This window comes from Lutibacter sp. HS1-25 (assembly GCF_004121075.1).
Taxonomy (GTDB): Bacteria; Bacteroidota; Bacteroidia; order Flavobacteriales; family Flavobacteriaceae; genus Lutibacter.
Map to the genome: position 1 here is coordinate 47,564 of NZ_RHLN01000019.1, position 19,051 is coordinate 66,614.

Here is a 19,051-nt window from a genome sequence, read left to right on the forward strand (position 1 = left end):
ATTTTACTTTTTAATATTGAATATATGAAATGGTAAAGAAGGATGTAATTCAATATAATTCCATTCGCTATACCAATTATAAGTATTATCTGTAATTAAGTCTGTTACACGCACATGATGACCGTTGTTAATTCCTAAATCACCCATTGGCAACTGAACCATACCTTGTTGTGTATAATGCTCGTCTAAACTAATGATACAAAGCATTTCAGAAGTTTTGGCATCATTCCATTTGTAAAATGCAATTAAATTGTCATTATTTATGGTACAAAAACGAATGTTATTGGTTTGCTGAAGTGCTTCGTGTTGAAAACGAAGTTGATTTATTTTAGTAATAATTCGAATTAACTTATTGTCTTTAAACCAATCATAATTACAAATTTGGAATTTCTCCGAATTTAAATATTCTTCTTTTCCAAGAATTGGTTCACTAATCATTTGCTCAAAAACAGGTCCGTAAATTCCAACGCTCGAACTTAACAATGCTGCTAAAGCGTAGCGCTGCATATATTTTGACTCATTAGCACCCTGTAAATGAAACGGATTGATATCTGGTGTATTTGGCCAAAAATTTGGGCGCATATATTCACGCTGATCAGATTTTGTTAACTCTTCAACATATTCTATTAATTCATGTTTATTGTTTCTCCAGGTAAAGTATGTGTACGATTGTGTATACCCATGTTTTGCCAATTGTTGCATTACTTTTGGAGCAGTAAAAGCTTCAGCTAAAAACAATACATCAGGATGTTTTGCTTTTACTTCAGCAATAACCCAATTCCAAAAATAAAATGGTTTGGTATGTGGATTGTCTACTCTAAATACTTTTATACCACAATCAATCCAATAAAACAATATATCCAAACATTCGTCCCATAAACCTTTAAAATCTTCACTTTCCCAATAAATTGGCAAAATATCTTGGTATTTTTTTGGAGGATTTTCAGCATATTGAACTGTTCCGTCTGGTCTCCATTTAAACCAAGATGGATGTTCTTTAACCCAAGGATGATCTGGTGCGGCTTGCAAAGCATAGTCCATGGCAATTTCAATATTTAATTCTGAAGCTTTTTTAATTAAAGATTTAAAATCTTTTAAGCTTCCCAATTGAGGGTGAATGGCTTTGTGACCACCGTCTTTTGAACCAATTCCCCAACAAGAACCAACATCACCATCAAAAGCTTCAGTGGTGTTGTTTTTTCCTTTTCTATTAACTTCACCAATAGGGTGAATTGGAGGAAAATACAATACATCAAATCCCATATTTGAAACACGTGGCAATAATTTTTCACAATCTTTAAAAGTACCATGAATATTTTCTTGTTGTGAAGCAGAACGTGGAAAAAACTCGTACCAAGTACTAAATCTAGCTTTTAACCTATCTACATATACTTTGTATTCTTGTGATGAGTTTGCTAATATTTTTTCTGGCTGATTGTAAAAAATATGGTGTAATCTACCACTTACAGCTTCATGAATTGCAATTTGATACTGATTACCATCTGCAAAAATATTTGCTAAATGTTCTAAATATTTTTTATCGTCATTATTTGCAGTTGACTTACAATTATTTACAAAAGCAATTCCTTCTAACAATTCAGAATTTACATGTTGATTATCAGCAATTTTACGTTCTATACCGTGTTGCCAATTTAAAGCATAATCTACCCAACCAACAACTTTGTATAAATAACTACCTTGCTTTTCAACAACAAAAGAAGCCTGCCAATGGTTGTTGTGATGCGGTTGCATACGAACTTCTCTCCATTTTTTTTCCTTTTCGTGTTTATAAAAAACCGCAGCAGCCAATACATCATGACCATCAGCTAAAACAGTAGCTGTAACTGAAACTATTTCACCAACAACACGTTTTATGTAAAAATCACCATTATTTAATTGAGGATATACATCTTCAATAACAACTCTTTTTTGATTTTTCATTCGATAATATTACTTTAAAATATTTATTAAATTGTAAATCCACTAGGAATTACAGCTCCTTTTTTAACAACAACTATTCCGTCTCTAATAGCATAAGACTCGTTTTCAAAATCCTCTAAATGTCTTCCTCCAACAATTCTAACATCATTACCAACAAAACAGTTTTTATCTAAAATGGCATTTTTTATAAAACAACGAGCGCCTATTCCCATAGAAGGTATGTTTGGATTGATAATATCTTCTAATGCCTGATAATAATCGCTACCCATCATATAAGTATTAATAATTGTAGATTCTTTATCAATTCTAGAACGAACTCCAATTACTGAATGTTCAATTTTACCAGCGTTGATAATACAACCATCAGCAATGACTGTTTTATCTAACATTGTTCCAGAAATTTTAGAAGTTGGCAGCATTCTGGCATGAGTGTAAATTCTTCTTTCTGTGCTGTACAAATCAAATTTTGGAAAATCATCTGTCAAGCCTAAATTGGCTTCAAAAAATGAACCTATATTTCCAATATCTGTCCAATAACCTTCGTATTGATAACTTAAAGTAGGATATTTTTCTATTGATTGTGGTATAATTTCCTTTCCAAAATCGTTTGTACTAGGATTATTCATCAATTTAACCAATAAATCTCTGTTAAAAACGTAAATACCCATTGAAGCTAAATAATTTCTACCCTCACCTTTCATTTCATCACTAACCTCTGAAGTCCAATCTGGAAGTAATTCAGCTGCTGGTTTTTCAATAAATGAAGTCACAAAATTCTTGTCATTTGCTTTTAAAATTCCGAACTCAGTAGCATCTTTTGCATGAACTGGAATGGTAGCAATTGATATTTTAGCTTTATTTTTAATATGTGCATCAATCATTTCACCAAAATCCATTTGATACAATTGGTCTCCTGATAATATTAAAAAATAATCAAAATCGTGACTTAAAAAATGATGCATACTTTGACGCACAGCATCGGCTGTACCTTGAAACCATCCTTTATTACCTGGCGTTTGTTCAGCAGCCAATACATCAACAAAAGCAGAACTAAAAAAGCTAAAATGATACGTATTTTTAATATGACGATTTAAAGAAGCTGAATTAAACTGCGTTAATACAAACATTCTTTTTATAGATGAGTTGATACAATTTGAAATTGGAATATCAACCAATCTGTATTTTCCTGCAATTGGCACTGCTGGTTTTGATCTTGTTTCTGTTAATGGATGCAATCTAGAACCTTGACCCCCTCCTAGTATAATTGCTAAAACGCTATGTCCTGCCATAATTTTTTAATTTATATATTTTGTTTTATTTTGTTTATTATTTATAGTAAAGATTTATATAAATCTTCAACCTGCTTAGCAATAGCTGTCCAATCAAAATAATCTTCTACTCTTTTTCTGCTATTTATTGCCATTTTATCTCTTAACGCTTTGTTGTTGATTAATTGATTGATACCATCTGCCAAATCTCTTGAAAATTTATCAGGATTTACAGGCTCAAAAGGTGCTTCGTTTTGCTGCTCCAACGGAATTAACAAACCTGTTTCTCCATGAACAACCACTTCTTTAATACCACCTACTGCACTTGCAACAACAGCTGTTTTACAAGCCATTGCTTCAATATTTATAATTCCAAACGGTTCGTAAATAGATGGACAACAAAATACATCTGCGTGCGAGTATAATTGTATGACTTCTTTTTTACTCAACATCTTGTCTATCCAAATAACATTTTTTCTTGTTTTTTTCACTTCGTCAACGCTATCCTTCATTTCTTTTGCTATTTCAGGAGTATCAGGTGCGCCTGCACAAAGTACAATTTGTGTTTCTGGATCTATATATTTAATGGCATTTACCAAATGAATAATACCTTTTTGCTTGGTAATTCTTCCTACAAAAAGCACATATGGTTTAGACTTATCTATACCGTATTCTTCAAGTGTTGAAGTTTCATTTGTTACAACATATTCTTGAAGATTTATACCGTTATAAATTACTTTAACCTTACTTTCATCAACATCAAAATATTTTAAAACATCTTCTTTTGTTTCTTTAGAAACAGCTATTAATGCATCAGCCATTTCAATAGCTGTCTTTTCAATCCAAGAAGATGCGTCGTAGCCATTTCCTAATTGTTCTCTTTTCCAAGGTCTTAAAGGCTCTAAAGAATGTGTTGTAATTACCAAAGGAATACCATAACATAATTTGGCAACTATACCTGCAAAATGAGCGTACCAAGTATGACAATGAACAATGTCTGCGTCAATTTCATCAGCATTCATTTCTATACAAGTACTGAGTGTTTTTAAAACCGCTTTTAATTTATCGTTTGATTTATCAAAAATAGGATTGTCATACGAAAACCCTTTTACCGATAAATTTTTACTATTCTCATTTTGATCTCCAAAACATCTTACATCAACCTCCATCAATTTTGCCAATTCGGTTGCTAAATATTCTACATGAACCCCTGCTCCACCATACACATAAGGGGGGAATTCTCTTGTATAAAAAAGTGCCTTCATAAAATTTTTACTTATTAATATATTGTATTACATTATTTAAAATCCCTAAAATCAAACCTCAACTTAACAACCAAAACAATTATTCTATTTATAATGATTTTATTGTGAAGTAAGGTATTTTCATTTATTAATTAAGATGAAAAAGTTACGAAAATTTATGAAATTTAGGTAATAAATATCAAAAACGTTGACAAATTAACTTATTTATACTGATTGTTAACTGTTTACCATTAAAAATGAGACTATTTATACTATTTTATAACAAAAAAGAGATGTTTTTTGTACATCTCTTTTTTGCTTAAGAATATATTTTAAAAGTTAATAATTAACTTTTTGCATTTTCTTTTTTAATTAAATTAAGAGCAGAACCTTCGGTGTACCACTCAATTTGACCTTGATTATAAGTGTGATTTAATTTGATAACATCTTTACTTCCGTCTATATGAACCAATTCAAGTGTTAATTGTTTTCCAGGAGCAAATTCATTTAAATCTAAAAAGTTAAATGTATCATCTTCTAAAATTAAATCATAATCTGCTTCATTTGCAAAAGTCAAACCTAACATTCCTTGTTTTTTTAGGTTTGTTTCGTGGATACGTGCAAATGATTTTACAATAACTGCAGCAACTCCTAAATGGCGAGGCTCCATTGCGGCATGTTCACGAGATGAACCTTCACCATAATTATGATCACCAACAACAATAGATTTTACACCTGCAGCTTTATAAGCGCGAGCGGTTGCAGGTACTGGTCCATATTCACCAGTTAATTGATTTTTAACTTTATCTGTACTTTGGTTGAAAGCATTTACAGCACCAATTAAACAGTTATTTGAAATATTGTCTAAATGTCCGCGGAAACGCAACCAAGGACCGGCCATAGAAATATGATCTGTAGTACATTTCCCAAAAGCTTTAATTAACAATTTAGCATTTTTAATTTCAGTTCCTAAAGGAATAAAAGGCTCTAATAATTGCAGTCTTTCTGAATTTGGATCAACAACAACTTCAACAGTAGAACCATCAGCAATTGGCGCTTGAAATCCTGCATCTTCAACTGCAAATCCGTTTGCTGGCAACTCATCTCCAGTTGGCTCATCAAACATAACTTCTTCACCATTTTTATTGATGATTTTATCTTTTGTTGGATCAAAATCTAAACGACCTGCTATTGTAATAGCAGCAACCATTTCAGGCGAAGCTACAAATGCATGTGTATTTGGATTTCCATCGGCACGTTTTGCAAAGTTTCTGTTGAAGGAGTGAATTATAGAGTTTTTTGGTGCATTTTTAGGATCAGAGTAACGAGCCCACTGACCAATACATGGGCCACAAGCATTTGTAAAAATTTTAGCTCCCAATGCTTCAAAAGTTCCAAGTAAACCATCTCTATCTGCAGTATAACGTACTTGTTCAGAACCTGGATTGATTCCAAATTCAGCTTTTATTATCATACCTTTTTCAATTGCTTGCTTTGCTATTGAAGCCGCTCTTGATAAATCTTCATAAGAAGAATTTGTACAAGAACCAATTAATCCCCATTCTACCATTAAAGGCCAATCATTTGCAGTTGCTTTTTTAGTTAAGTCTGCACCTGCTTCAGTAGCGATATCTGGAGAAAAAGGGCCGTTAATATGCGGTTTTAAAGTATCTAAATTAATTTCAATTACCTGATCAAAATACAGTTCAGGATTTGCATACACCTCATCATCACCTGTTAAATATTCAGCTACAGTATTTGCAGCATCTGCAACATCACCTCGATCTGTTGCACGTAAATAACGTTCCATAGAAGCATCGTATCCAAAAGTTGAAGTAGTAGCGCCAATTTCAGCACCCATATTACAAATAGTTCCTTTACCTGTTGCCGACATAGATTTGGCACCTTCACCAAAATATTCAACAATACAACCAGTACCACCTTTTACAGTTAAAATACCTGCTACTTTTAAAATAACATCTTTTGGTGCTGTCCAACCCGATAATTTTCCGGTTAATTTTACCCCTATTAACTTTGGAAATTTTAATTCCCAAGCCATCCCTGCCATTACATCTACCGCATCAGCACCACCAACACCAATTGCTACCATACCTAAACCACCTGCGTTTACCGTATGAGAATCGGTTCCAATCATCATTCCTCCAGGAAATGCATAATTTTCTAACACCACCTGATGAATAATACCTGCTCCTGGTTTCCAAAACCCAATTCCATATTTATTAGAAACAGATGATAAGAAATCAAAAACTTCTTTACTTGTTTTATTTGCAAACTGTAAATCTGCTGCAGCACCATCTTTAGCCTGAATTAAATGATCACAATGCACTGTTGTAGGAACAGCAACTTTACTTTTACCTGCCTGCATAAATTGTAACAAAGCCATTTGAGCAGTTGCATCCTGACAAGCAATACGGTCTGGAGCAAAATCCACATAATCTTTACCTCTTACAAAAGCCTTGGTTGGTTTACCATCCCAAAGGTGATTGTACAATATTTTTTCAGCTAGGGTTAATGGTTTTCCAACAATACTTCTTGCTGCATCAACTCTTTCTGTCATTTTATTGTAAACACCTTTAATCATTTCAATATCAAATGCCATAATCTATAGTTTTACTTAACGGTTATTCTTCAAATTTAATAAAAAAATAGATATCTAAATGTAATTATAACTGTTATAGCATATTAAAAGCATAAAAAAAAACCGTCTCAAGTTATGAGACGGCTTCATGTATAATTTATAAATTTTATAACTATTTAACCAACTGCTTACGCGAAGGTGAAAATTTAGTTAAGTCAATACCATCAACTGCAGCAACATATTCATCCATTGTAGGAGTTCTTCCTAAAATTGTTGAAAGCACTACAACTGGTGTTGAAGACAATAAAGATTCTCCCTTTTTTTCATCAGAATCTTTAACAACACGACCTTGGAACAAACGTGTAGATGTAGCCATTACGGTATCTCCAGCAGCTGCTTTTTCTTGGTTACCCATACATAAGTTACAACCAGGACGCTCTAAATACAACATTTTTTCATATGAAGTACGAGCTGTATTTTTAGGATTGTTATCATCAAATTCGAAACCAGAATATTTTTTCAAAACATCCCAATCACCTTCTGCTTTTAACTCGTCTACAATATTATATGTTGGAGGTGCAACAACTAATGGCGCTTTAAATTCAACCTTACCTTGTTGTTTTTCAATGTTTTTTAACATTTGAGCTAAAATTTTCATATCACCTTTATGAACCATACAAGAACCTATAAATCCAAGATCTACTGTTTTTGTTCCACCGTAATAAGAAAGAGGTCTAATAGTATCGTGGGTATAACGTTTAGAAACATCTTCGTTATTTACATCTGGATCTGCAATCATTGGCTCACCAACAACATCAAGATCAATTTCTACTTCAGCAAAATATTTTGCATTGGCATCTGGTCTTAAAGCTGGTTTTTCACCTGATTTAATCTGAGCAATTCTATTGTTAGCAATAGCTATCAAACCTTTTAAAACCTGAAGTTTGTTATCCATTCCTTTATCAATCATAATCTGAATTCTACTTTTTGCAATCTCTAACGATTCAATTAAAGTAGCATCTTCCGAAATACAGATAGAAGCTTTTGCTTTCATCTCTGCAGTCCAATCTGTAAATGTAAAAGCTTCATCAGCAGTAAGAGTTCCTAAGTGAACTTCAATAATTCTACCTTGAAATACGTTCTCTCCACCAAAAGTTTTCAACATTTGAGCTTGCGTAGCATGAACAATATCACGGAAATCCATGTAACTCTTCATAGCTCCTTTGAAGGTAACCTTTACTGATTGTGGAATTGGCATTGAAGCTTCTCCAGTAGCCAATGCAAGTGCAACCGTACCAGAATCTGCACCAAAAGCAACACCTTTAGACATTCTTGTATGAGAATCTCCACCAATAATAATTGCCCAATCATCAACCGTAATATCATTTAAAACCTTGTGAATAACATCAGTCATTGCAGGATATACTCCTTTAGGATCACGAGCCGTAATTAAGCCAAAATCATTCATAAACTTCATTAATTTAGGAATGTTTGCCTGCGCTTTTTTATCCCATACAGAAGCTGTATGACACCCCGATTGGTATGCACCATCAACAATTGGAGAAATAATTGTAGCTGCCATAGACTCTAATTCCTGAGAAGTCATTAAACCTGTAGTATCTTGAGAACCTACAATATTTACTTCAACACGAACATCAGAACCAGCGTGTAAAACTTTACCTGGAGTAGTACCAACGGCATTTTTATTAAATATTTTTTCTACAGCCGTTAAACCTTGACCTTCAATAGAAATTTCTTTTGATGGAGCATATACAAGTGGAGCCTTAATACCTAATACCTTTGCTGCAAAAGTTTGAATTTTTTTACCAAATACAATAGCGTAAGAACCACCAGCTTTGATAAACTCTACTTTTTGCGGAGTTAATGAAGCTGAAATATCCATTAATTCCTGATCTCCGTTGTATAATTTTTTCTTTTTAGTATTGATCGTTAAAACAGTACCTGTTTCAACAGAATATACTTGCTCTAAAACAGGCTCTCCGTTTGCATCTAAAACAATATTTCCTTCAGCATCTGTTTTCTTAACCCAGTTTTTAAGGTCAATTCCAATACCTCCTGTTACACCAACAGTAGTTAAAAATATTGGAGAAATGCCATTTGTACCTGCAATAATTGGAGCTATATTGATAAATGGAACATATGGGCTAGCTTGAATACCTGTCCATAATGCCACATTATTTACTCCCGACATTCTTGAAGAACCAACTCCCATTGTTCCTTTTTCGGCGATTAACATTACACGTTTGTCTGGATGTGCAGCTTTTAAAGTAGAAAGCTCTTTTTGCATTTCTTTATTGTGCTCAAATAAACACTGACCATGCAACTCACGGTCTGACCTAGAGTGTGCGTCTCCACCTGGCGAAAGTAAATCTGTAGAAATATCTCCTACACCAGCTATAAAAGTAACTATTTTAATTTCTTCTTCAACATCTGGAAGTTTCGTAAAAAACTCAGCCTTAGCGTAACTTTCTAAAATATCTTTTGCTATTACATTGCCGTTTTTAAAAGCTTCTTCTAAACGGTTTGTGTCTGCATCATATAAAAAAACCTGCGTTTTTAAAACTTCTGCGGCTTCTTTTGCAATAGATACATCATTTCCTAAAGCTAAATCTAAAAGCACCTCAATAGAAGGTCCACCCTTCATATGTGACAATAATTCAAAAGCAAAAGCAGGAGTAATTTCTTCAACAACTGATTGACCTAAAATAATTTCCTTTAAAAATTTAGATTTTACACCTGCAGCACTCGTGGTTCCAGGTATAACATTATATATAAAAAAGTTAAGTGAACTTTCTCTATACTCGTTTTCTAAATCTTTAATTTGCTCAATAATTTCACTAAGCAATTCGGCACCATCAATTGGCAGTGGGTTAAGCCCCTGAGCTTTTCTACCTTCAATTTCCTTGAGGTAATCTTTATAAATATTCATAATACTTCTGGGAATTAAGAGTATAGGCTTTTGATTATCACTAAATAAAATGCTATACCCAATATATTTATTAATTATTTTGTTGCGAATTTACAAAAAAGGAAGTTTTTAATTTGATTATTTTACACAAAGGCAGCTATTTTTACAGATATAAATCACAAAAAGACCTATTTTTTTTAATAATACAAATAACACCAACGAAAACGTTGTAAATATTAGTAATATGACAAAAATCATTTACTTTATTTTTTTAAAAGAACTTAAATATACTTATTGATTAACCTTTGTAAACTTTATGTATTTTTAATTTCTATCAAATTTTAGTACACGATATGATAAAATTTGTAATTTTAAAATTATTTAATAGGCATTGAGAAAAAGAATAAAGACACTACAAACACAAGACTATAATAACTACTTTTAAAAAAATCATTCCATAAACAACTTTTGAAAAGGAAAAATTTAAAGCAAAAAGAAATAACACCTTAATTTCAATAAATATAATATTTTTATTGAAATTTTGAAAAAATAAGTAGATCTATAAGCCGGATTTTGTACTTTAAAAAAGCTCTTATCATTTATCTAGACTATAAATTACTTTATAGCTCGAGCTGCCTACCCCTTGAAATAAAGCGAGTCACTTTAAAATTTCAATATACATGGCATTTCACCGCATAGAGTTTACCTGGTTTCACTACAGCCTAACTGTACTTGCTTTCTGTTGCACTTGTCCTCAACTCACGCTGGACGGATGTTATCCGCTATGCTACTCTATGGTGTCCGGACTTTCCTCTTCAATAAATTGAAGCGATAAGACGATCTACTTACTTTTGCAAAAGTACGAGATAATTTGGCATAAAAAAACCCACTTAAAAAATTAAGTGGGAAAATTGCTATGAAAAAGAAAAAGTGTTATTAGCTTACACTAACAACACTTCAAATTTATATTATTTTTATTGAAATGAAAAAAAAAATTAAATGTTTTTTTTACGAAAACATATCTTTTACTTTTTCAAAAAAGGACTTATCTAATTTTGAAGGACTAGGTTCAAAATTTTTGTCATCTTTCATGTTTTCAAAAAATGCTTTTTGTTCTTTTGATAATTCTTGCGGTGTCCAAACATTTATATGAACTAATAAATCTCCTGTACCATAATGATCTATGCTTGGTAGACCTTTTCCTCTCAAACGTAAAATTTTACCAGACTGCGTACCTGGTTCTATTTTAATTTTAACTTTACCAGAAACTGTGTCAATATTTTTACTTTCACCTAAAACAGCTTCAGAAAAATTAATATATAAGTCGTAATGTAAATTCGTTCCTTCACGCTTTAAAGTATCATGCGCTACTTCTTCAACAACCACAATTAAATCACCATCAACACCATTGTTTCCTGGTGCAGCATTACCTTTACCATTAACTTTTAACTGTACGCCTTCTGTAACTCCTGCAGGAATTTTAATTGAAACTGTTTCTTCTTTTTGAACCAAACCACTATCATCTGCATTTTTTGGTTTTTTATCTAAAACCTCTCCTGCTCCGTGACAAGTTGGACAAGTTGAAGCAGACTGCATTCGCCCTAAAATAGTATTGGTAATTCTCATTACCTGACCAGAACCGTTACAATTTGTACAAGTTTTATAAGTTGCACCTTCGGCCATTACTTTTCTACGCACCTTTACCTTCTTTTCAACGCCATTTGCAATTTCTTCTAAGGTTAATTTTACTCTAATACGTAAATTACTTCCTTTTACACGTGCTCTACCTCTGGCTCCTCCGCCAAAGCCGCCAAAGCCACCACCAAAACCGCCACCGCCAAAAATATCACCAAACTGACTGAATATGTCATCCATATTCATACCGCCACCGCCAAAGCCGCCACCGCCATGACCACCCTCAAAGGCAGCATGTCCATATTGGTCGTAACGTGCTTTTTTATTTTCGTCGCTTAGAATCTCATATGCTTCAGCTGCTTTTTTAAATTTTTCTTCAGCAGCCTTATCTCCAGGGTTTTTATCAGGATGGTATTTAATTGCCATTTGACGATACCCTTTTTTTATTTCAGCAGGTGTTGCATTTTTTGAAACACCTAATATTTCGTAAAAATCTTCTTTCATTATAAATTTATTGTCCTATAACAACTTTTGGGTATCTAATTATTTTATCGCCTAATTTGTAACCTTGCTCAATTACATCAATTATTTTACCTTTTAAATCTTCTGAAGGTGCAGGAATTTGCGTAATAGCTTCGTGTTGTTCAGCATCAAAAGGCTCTCCGGCATCAACTTTTATAGGAGTCAATCCTTTTTGAGTTAAAACATTAAGCATCTTATTATTAATAAGTGTCATGCCTTTTAAAAGTTCTTTATCTTTTGCTTTTTTGATTTCCGCTAAACCTCTGTCAAAATCGTCTAAAATTGGCAATAAAACTGTCATTAAATCTTCATTGGCAGTTCTAAACAATTCTATACGTTCTTTTGAAGTACGCTTTTTATAATTTTCAAATTCAGCAAATAAACGCAAAAATTTATCCTTTTCTTGCTTAACTTCTTCAGTTAATTGCTCTAAAACAGTAGCTTCATCAGTTTCGTTCTGAATATTTTCTGCACCATTAAAATCTTCTTGTTCTAAATTTTCTTTATTTTCACTCATTATTTTTGCTATAAAAATTAATTCTTGAATTTAGTGAGCAAAAGTATTGCCATTTTTTTAGATATGCCAATTTGACATTTATTTTTTTATTTTTTGCTTTAAACTAAGTTAATTTACACTATCTGTGTTTATTTATTTTGAATTTAAACAAATATTAGCTTAATATACTACTGCCTTTTTTTTGAAAATAACTTTTTTAATAAATACACTTCAAATAATTTTAATTACATATTTTTCGATTTACTCAAAATGATGGGACAAAAATTAAACATATCGCATAAAACACATTATCCACAAAAATTAAAACTTATTTTTTTTAACTTAAAATATTTATAATTAACTTTATAAAATATTTTAAAAAAAATAAACTTGCTTTTAACTTTTTTAGACTGAAACACTTATACTAATCTAAAACAAATCATTATGAAAAAACTTTACATTTTAACTATTTATTTATTTTTATCAACTGTGTATATTCATGCGCAAACAACTGACGTAGTTACTGGCGCTTTTGACCCTACAGGTTTATTTTTGTCGGGTAACGAATTATATTATTCTGAAGTAAATAATGAAGCAGATGGCGCTGGTATTATTTCTAAAATTGATGACATAACCGCAAATACCATAACCACTTCTACTGTTGTTTCTACAGCTGAAGGCTTATTAAGTCAACCTTGGGGAATTTTAATTGTAGGAAATGATTTATATATTGCAAATTTTGGAGATGGCATTATCTATAAAAAAGACATCTCTGCACCAAATGATCCAGATAATGGACTTACACCAATTGCTACAGGGCTAGATGGACCTAACGGCTTAGCTATTAAAGGTGATTTACTATACATTTCTGAATTTGGAAATAATATTCCCAACGCTGGTAAAATCTCAACATTGGATATTACAACTAATACACATACTCCAGATGTGATTACCGGACTAACTACACCAAGCGGAATGGTTTTTAATGGAGATGACTTATATGTCTCTAATTTTGATGAAGACTTGATTTATAAAATTGACATAAATGACCCATTAAATTATCAAATTGCAATTTCAGGGTCAAATTTAAGCGAACCAGATGGTTTATTTTTAGATGGCAACACACTTTATATTGCAAATTATGGTGGGGCAAAAATTTCCAAAACAGATATTTTAACCCCTGTTACAAGTCTTGAGCCAAGTTTTATAACAACAGGGGACAATCCTGCATTTATGGTAGTGACAAATAACTTTATGTATATTACAGAACAAGCTCCTGATAAGATTACTAAATTTGATTTATCAACTGCTAGTGTAAATGATTTCAATACTTCAAAAATTAGTATGTACCCAAATCCTGCAAAAGATTTTATAAATATTTCAGGTTTAACTACTGATCAAAAATATCAAATTACCAACGTTTTAGGTAAAACTGTGCAAATGGGTGAAGTTTTACAAGGTAAAAATATAGATATAAACAACTTGCAAAAAGGTGTTTATTTTGTTAAACTTGACAATGGAATTTCATTAAAATTATTAAAAGACTAAATTTTTAAACATTGTTTTTTTAAGCACAATAAATACAAAAAGTATTTATTGTGCTTTTTTTATACGCTTTAAATTTCAATTTAATTAATTGGTCAAAAAAACTGATATACATATTTTACTGATTTGTAACTAATTAATTTGATTCATTTTAATTTTAAGAGCTATATAATTTAATTATATTCGCATTTAAAACAAATTTGAAAAACTATGAGAATTTCAATTTTAAAATCTTTTAAAAAAACGCATATTACGCTTTTTAAAAACAGCCCTTTTTTAATACCAAATAAACAAATCCCAACCGTTTTAATGGCTATTTTATTATGCATCCCAATAGCTAATTTTGCGCAAGAAAAAAAACCTAAAGTAGCACTTGTATTAAGTGGTGGTGGTGCAAAAGGTATTGCACATATTCCGCTTTTACAAAAATTAGATTCACTAGGCATTGTACCAGACATGGTTTTAGGAACCAGTATGGGATCGTTAGTTGGTGGTTTATACGCAATGGGATATTCTGGTGATAGTATCGCGTCTATTGCTGATACTGCAAATTGGGACTTTCTTTTAGGTGGTTCAGTAGCTTTAACCGAGGTAAGTGTTGAAGAAAAAAGTGAATTTAATCGATATTTAATAGATTTAGATTTAAAAAATGGTAAACCAAAAGCAAAACCTGAACTTCTAAACGATCAAAATTTAAGAGAATTTTTAGGCAAATTAACTTACCCTGTATACAACGTTACCGATTTTGACAAACTTAGCATTCCGTTTAGAGCAATGGCTACAGATATTGTTAATGGTAAAGAAATAATTATGGACAAAGGTTCTTTACCCTTGGCAATGCGTGCAAGTATGTCTATTCCTACTATTTTTAAAGCTGTACCATACAATGGTACTTTGTTAGTTGATGGTGGTATGCTTAATAACTTCCCTACTGATGTTGCTTTGAAATTAGGAGCTGATATTATAATTGGTAGCGATGTTAGTGGCGGAATGGCAAATATAGAAGATTTAGAAAAAAGCATGACTGCCATTATGTTTCAGGCAGGTATGTTAAATAGCAACTTAAAAAATCCTTTACACAAAAAAAATGCTACAATTTTAATAGACCATGTACCAAACTTAACCTATTCTACAGGTGATTTTAATAAAAGTAAAGAAATTTACAAACAAGGTAAAACAGCCACTAATCTAAATTTAGATGCGCTGATAGCATTGGCTGAACAATTAAAAAAATATCCTAAAAAAGAGCATAAAATTCCCGAAATAAGCGAAAAATTTAAATTAGACACTATAAGTTACACAGGTATCAGTAAAGGTAATTTAGATTTAGTTAAAGCAAGAATAAATATCAAAACCAACAAAACCTATACCGTAGATGATATTATAGAAGGTATCAATAGAGCTATGGGTACAAACCTTTTTAATCAAATTACAACAAATTATATTTCAACAGATGATAAAATTGGTATACAAATAAACGGTTTTGAACATACTAGCAGCCAAGTTAAAGGTGCTTTACATTATGATACCTATAGAGGTGTTGGCATACTTGCAAACTATACTGGAAGAAATATTTTAGGAGACGCCTCACGTATTTTAGCAACTGTTGATATCGCTGAACAACCAAGAATTAGAGTAGAATATCAAAAAATATTTAGCGGAAATAGATCTTGGTGGTGGAATTCTGAAGTATATGGTGAGCATTTACAACAAAAAATTTTTATTGATGGTAATTTGGCTGACGATATGAAATATCGCTCTTTTCAATTTGACAATCAAATTAACAAAAATTTCAATTCCTTAAAAAGTTATATGGGTTTTGGTATTAACTACCAACATACAAAAGTAAGACCAAAAAAAGACCCACAGTATAGTGACAATGTATACAAATTAGACTTTTACAAATTTGAAGATATAGAACTAAATGCTCAATATGTTTACAATACTATAAATGAAGCTTTTTATGCAACAAATGGAACATTTTTTCATGCAACAGTTGCAAGGTCAATATTGCAAAATACAGATTTTGCATATTACCAAGATGAATTTCCAGCTGAAAAAGGCAATACTAATGGATACACTAAATTGGCTTTAAATTTTGAAACCAGATTCCCTTTTAATCAAAAAACTACAGGAATAGTAAGTGCTACAGGTAGTTTTATTTTTCAAGATAAACTCAAAGAAAATGACTTGTCTTTTTCAGATTATGGATATGCTGAAAAATATTTTGTTGGAGGAAGCTTGCTAATTCCTAAAAAAGATAGCTACACATTTCCTGGTCTTTACGAAGGCGAATTAAACGTAAGTGAATTTTTAAAATTAAGTTTAGGCACTCAATTTACCCCTTTTCACAAAGTATACATTACGCCTAATTTTAATATAGCTGCTGTTGGAAATGGTACTTTTAACGAATATATTGACGATATTTTATCACCTGGCAATAATTGGCAAGATGCTTATAAAACAAGCTTATTAATGTCTGCAGGCGCTACACTTTCTTACAATTCATTATTAGGGCCTGTAAATTTTGATTTATCTTGGGTTAACAATATAAATAAAGTTCGTGTGTTTTTTAGTGTTGGTTTTGTATTTAATCCTTCTATAAGATAAAATATCACAAAATTAAACTTCATAAAAAAACAAATAGATGCACTGGATTTTATTAATAATTGCAGGGATTTTTGAAATTGGCTTTACATTTTGCTTAGGAAAGGCAAAAGAAGCTACCGCTACCCTTGCCTCTTATTGGTATATTGGTTTTTTAGCATGTATATCCATAAGTATGTATTTATTATTAAAAGCAACTCAAGTTTTACCTTTGGGAACAGCATATGCTGTTTGGACAGGAATTGGAGCGGTTGGAACTGTATTGGTTGGTATATTTTTCTTTAAAGAACCAGCCGATTTTTGGAGACTCTTTTTTATCTCAACACTTATTATTTCTATTGTTGGATTAAAATTTGTAACGCACTAAACCTAAAATATTTCAAAAAACAAACCTCAAGAAATGCCTTGAGGTTTATTTTACTTTCAACTAAAATTTTATCCCAGTTTTTATTTTAAATTATAAAACTTACAACTTATAATGATTCATTAATAGTTTTTCGTAAACAGTATCAGGTAATATTTTTTTCAGTATAATCGAAAATTTTTGCATAAAATCACCTACTTTATAATGAATTTTAGGCTTAGGAGTTTGTATTATTTTATAAATTGCTTTTGCCATTTCTATAGGATCTCCACCACTATCAACATGAGCATCCATTAAATCTAGATTTTCTTGATATACTTTTTTATAAGGTGAATTTTCAAAAACTGGTGTATGATATCTTCCTGAAGCAATATTAGTTGCAAAATCACCAGGAGCTACATTGGTAACTTCAATGCCAAAGCCTTTAACTTCCATTCTTATTGCCTCAGTCACAATTTCCAAAGCTCCTTTTGTGGCAGAATAAATCCCTCTAAAAGGCAAGCCCATATAACCTGCAATTGACGTTACGTTGATAATTAAACCGCTGTTTTGCTTTCGCATTTGTGGTAAAACAGCTTTCATCACATCAATAGCACCAAATAAATTGGTGTCAAAAACTTTACGCATTTCGCTTGTTGGCGTTTCTTCAATAGGTCCGGTAATTCCCATTCCCGCATTATTCACCAAAATATCCAATCTGCCTTCAATTGAAATCACTTCTTGAACAGCATTGGTAATACTTTCAAAATTTTTAACATCTAAAGCCACTAATTTAAAAGGATGATTTTGAATGTTTTTTGGATTTCTGCTGGTTCCATAAACCACAAAACCCTTTTGAGTTAAAAATTCACCAACACATTTTCCGATTCCCGAAGAACCTCCAGTAATTAATACGACTTTATTATTCATTGAAAATTATAAGATTAAAAATATTGAAATATTAGTTAGAAGTCAAAAATAAGGTATTCTTTAAAAAACAGAAAGATTAAAAGATTTATTTGAAATAAAAACGAAGAGATTTAAAAAAGTCCTTTCCTTAGGAAAGGATTTAGGATAGGAAAAATTCACCAACACATTTTCCGATTCCTGAAGAACCCCCAGTAATTAATACGACTTTATTATTCATTGAAAATTATAAGATTAAAAATATTGAAATATTAGTTAGAAGTCAAAAATAAGGTATTCTTTAAAAAACAGAAAGATTAAAAGATTTATTTGAAATAAAAACGAAGAGATTTAAAAAAGTCCTTTCCTTAGGAAAGGATTTAGGATAGGAAAAATTCACCAACACATTTTCCGATTCCTGAAGAACCCCCAGTAATTAATACGACTTTATTATTCATTGAAAATTATAAGATTAAAAATATTGAAATATTAGTTAGAAGTCAAAAATAAGGTATTCTTTAAAAAACAGAAAGATTAAAAGATTTATTTGAAATAAAAACGAAGAGATTTAAAAAAGTCCTTTCCTTAGGAAAGGATTTAGGATAGGAAAAATTCACCAACACATTTTCCGATTCCTGAAGAACCCCCAGTAATTAATACGACTTTATTATTCATTGAAAATTATAAGATTAAAAATATTGAAATATTAGTTAGAAGTCAAAAATAAGGTATTCTTTAAAAAACAGAAAGATTAAAAGATTTATTTGAAATAAAAACGAAGAGATTTAAAAAAGTCCTTTCCTTAGGAAAGGATTTAGGATAGGAAAAATTCACCAACACATTTTCCGATTCCTGAAGAACCCCCAGTAATTAATACGACTTTATTATTCATTGAAAATTATAAGATTAAAAATATTGAAATATTAGTTAGAAGTCAAAAATAAGGTATTCTTTAAAAAACAGAAAGATTAAAAGATTTATTTGAAATAAAAACGAAGAGATTTAAAAAAGTCCTT

General features: G+C 31.3%; 11 protein-coding genes and 1 other RNA gene. 3 read left to right on the forward strand and 9 right to left on the reverse strand.

Translation table 11 applies throughout. The annotated features are described in order from the left end of the window. Positions 1 to 3: 3 nt before the first annotated feature. The 8 genes from EC396_RS08605 to EC396_RS08640 all read right to left on the reverse strand — a co-directional run bounded on the left by EC396_RS08605 (position 4) and on the right by EC396_RS08640 (position 12,655). Positions 4 to 1,941, reverse strand: coding sequence for an alpha-1,4-glucan--maltose-1-phosphate maltosyltransferase (locus tag EC396_RS08605; RefSeq protein ID WP_129366303.1), 1,938 nt, complete (start codon positions 1,939 to 1,941; stop codon positions 4 to 6). A gap of 26 nt (positions 1,942 to 1,967) precedes the next feature. Next, positions 1,968 to 3,230, reverse strand: a complete 1,263-nt coding sequence (locus EC396_RS08610) for a glucose-1-phosphate adenylyltransferase (protein ID WP_129366304.1) — start codon at positions 3,228 to 3,230, stop codon at positions 1,968 to 1,970. 41 nt (positions 3,231 to 3,271) lie between these two features. Next, the gene (gene glgA / locus EC396_RS08615) at positions 3,272 to 4,474 is read right to left on the reverse strand and encodes a glycogen synthase (RefSeq protein WP_129366305.1); all 1,203 of its coding nucleotides are present in this window, start codon (positions 4,472 to 4,474) and stop codon (positions 3,272 to 3,274) included. Positions 4,475 to 4,799: 325 nt separating this feature from the next. Further along, entirely contained in the window at positions 4,800 to 7,073 is a 2,274-nt protein-coding gene (locus tag EC396_RS08620; protein WP_129366306.1) for an aconitate hydratase, read from the reverse strand. Between the two features lie 151 nt (positions 7,074 to 7,224). Beyond that, entirely contained in the window at positions 7,225 to 10,002 is a 2,778-nt protein-coding gene (locus EC396_RS08625; protein ID WP_129366307.1) for a bifunctional aconitate hydratase 2/2-methylisocitrate dehydratase, read from the reverse strand. Positions 10,003 to 10,527: 525 nt separating this feature from the next. Beyond that, positions 10,528 to 10,829, reverse strand: an RNA gene (rnpB, locus tag EC396_RS08630) — RNase P RNA component class A. Positions 10,830 to 10,989: 160 nt separating this feature from the next. Beyond that, positions 10,990 to 12,120, reverse strand: a complete 1,131-nt coding sequence (dnaJ, locus tag EC396_RS08635) for a molecular chaperone DnaJ (protein WP_205757932.1) — start codon at positions 12,118 to 12,120, stop codon at positions 10,990 to 10,992. 7 nt (positions 12,121 to 12,127) lie between these two features. Further along, positions 12,128 to 12,655: a nucleotide exchange factor GrpE gene (locus EC396_RS08640; protein WP_129366309.1), complete on the reverse strand. Its 528-nt coding sequence runs from the start codon at positions 12,653 to 12,655 to the stop codon at positions 12,128 to 12,130. Between the two features lie 423 nt (positions 12,656 to 13,078). Between EC396_RS08640 and EC396_RS08645 the strand changes: the two genes are divergently transcribed. From EC396_RS08645 to EC396_RS08655, 3 genes are all read left to right on the forward strand, one after another. Then, on the forward strand, positions 13,079 to 14,182 hold the full coding sequence (locus tag EC396_RS08645) for a T9SS type A sorting domain-containing protein (RefSeq protein WP_129366310.1): 1,104 nt from the start codon (positions 13,079 to 13,081) through the stop codon (positions 14,180 to 14,182). 207 nt (positions 14,183 to 14,389) lie between these two features. Next, a complete protein-coding gene (locus tag EC396_RS08650) occupies positions 14,390 to 16,789 on the forward strand; it encodes a patatin-like phospholipase family protein (RefSeq protein WP_240665668.1) in 2,400 nt (799 codons plus the stop codon). 37 nt (positions 16,790 to 16,826) lie between these two features. Beyond that, positions 16,827 to 17,153, forward strand: a complete 327-nt coding sequence (locus EC396_RS08655) for a multidrug efflux SMR transporter (protein ID WP_129366311.1) — start codon at positions 16,827 to 16,829, stop codon at positions 17,151 to 17,153. A 99-nt stretch (positions 17,154 to 17,252) separates the two neighbouring features. Here EC396_RS08655 and EC396_RS08660 read toward each other — a convergent pair whose 3' ends face one another. After that, complete coding sequence (locus tag EC396_RS08660) at positions 17,253 to 18,059, reverse strand: SDR family oxidoreductase (RefSeq protein WP_129366312.1); 807 nt, start codon at positions 18,057 to 18,059, stop codon at positions 17,253 to 17,255. Positions 18,060 to 19,051: the final 992 nt, after the last annotated feature.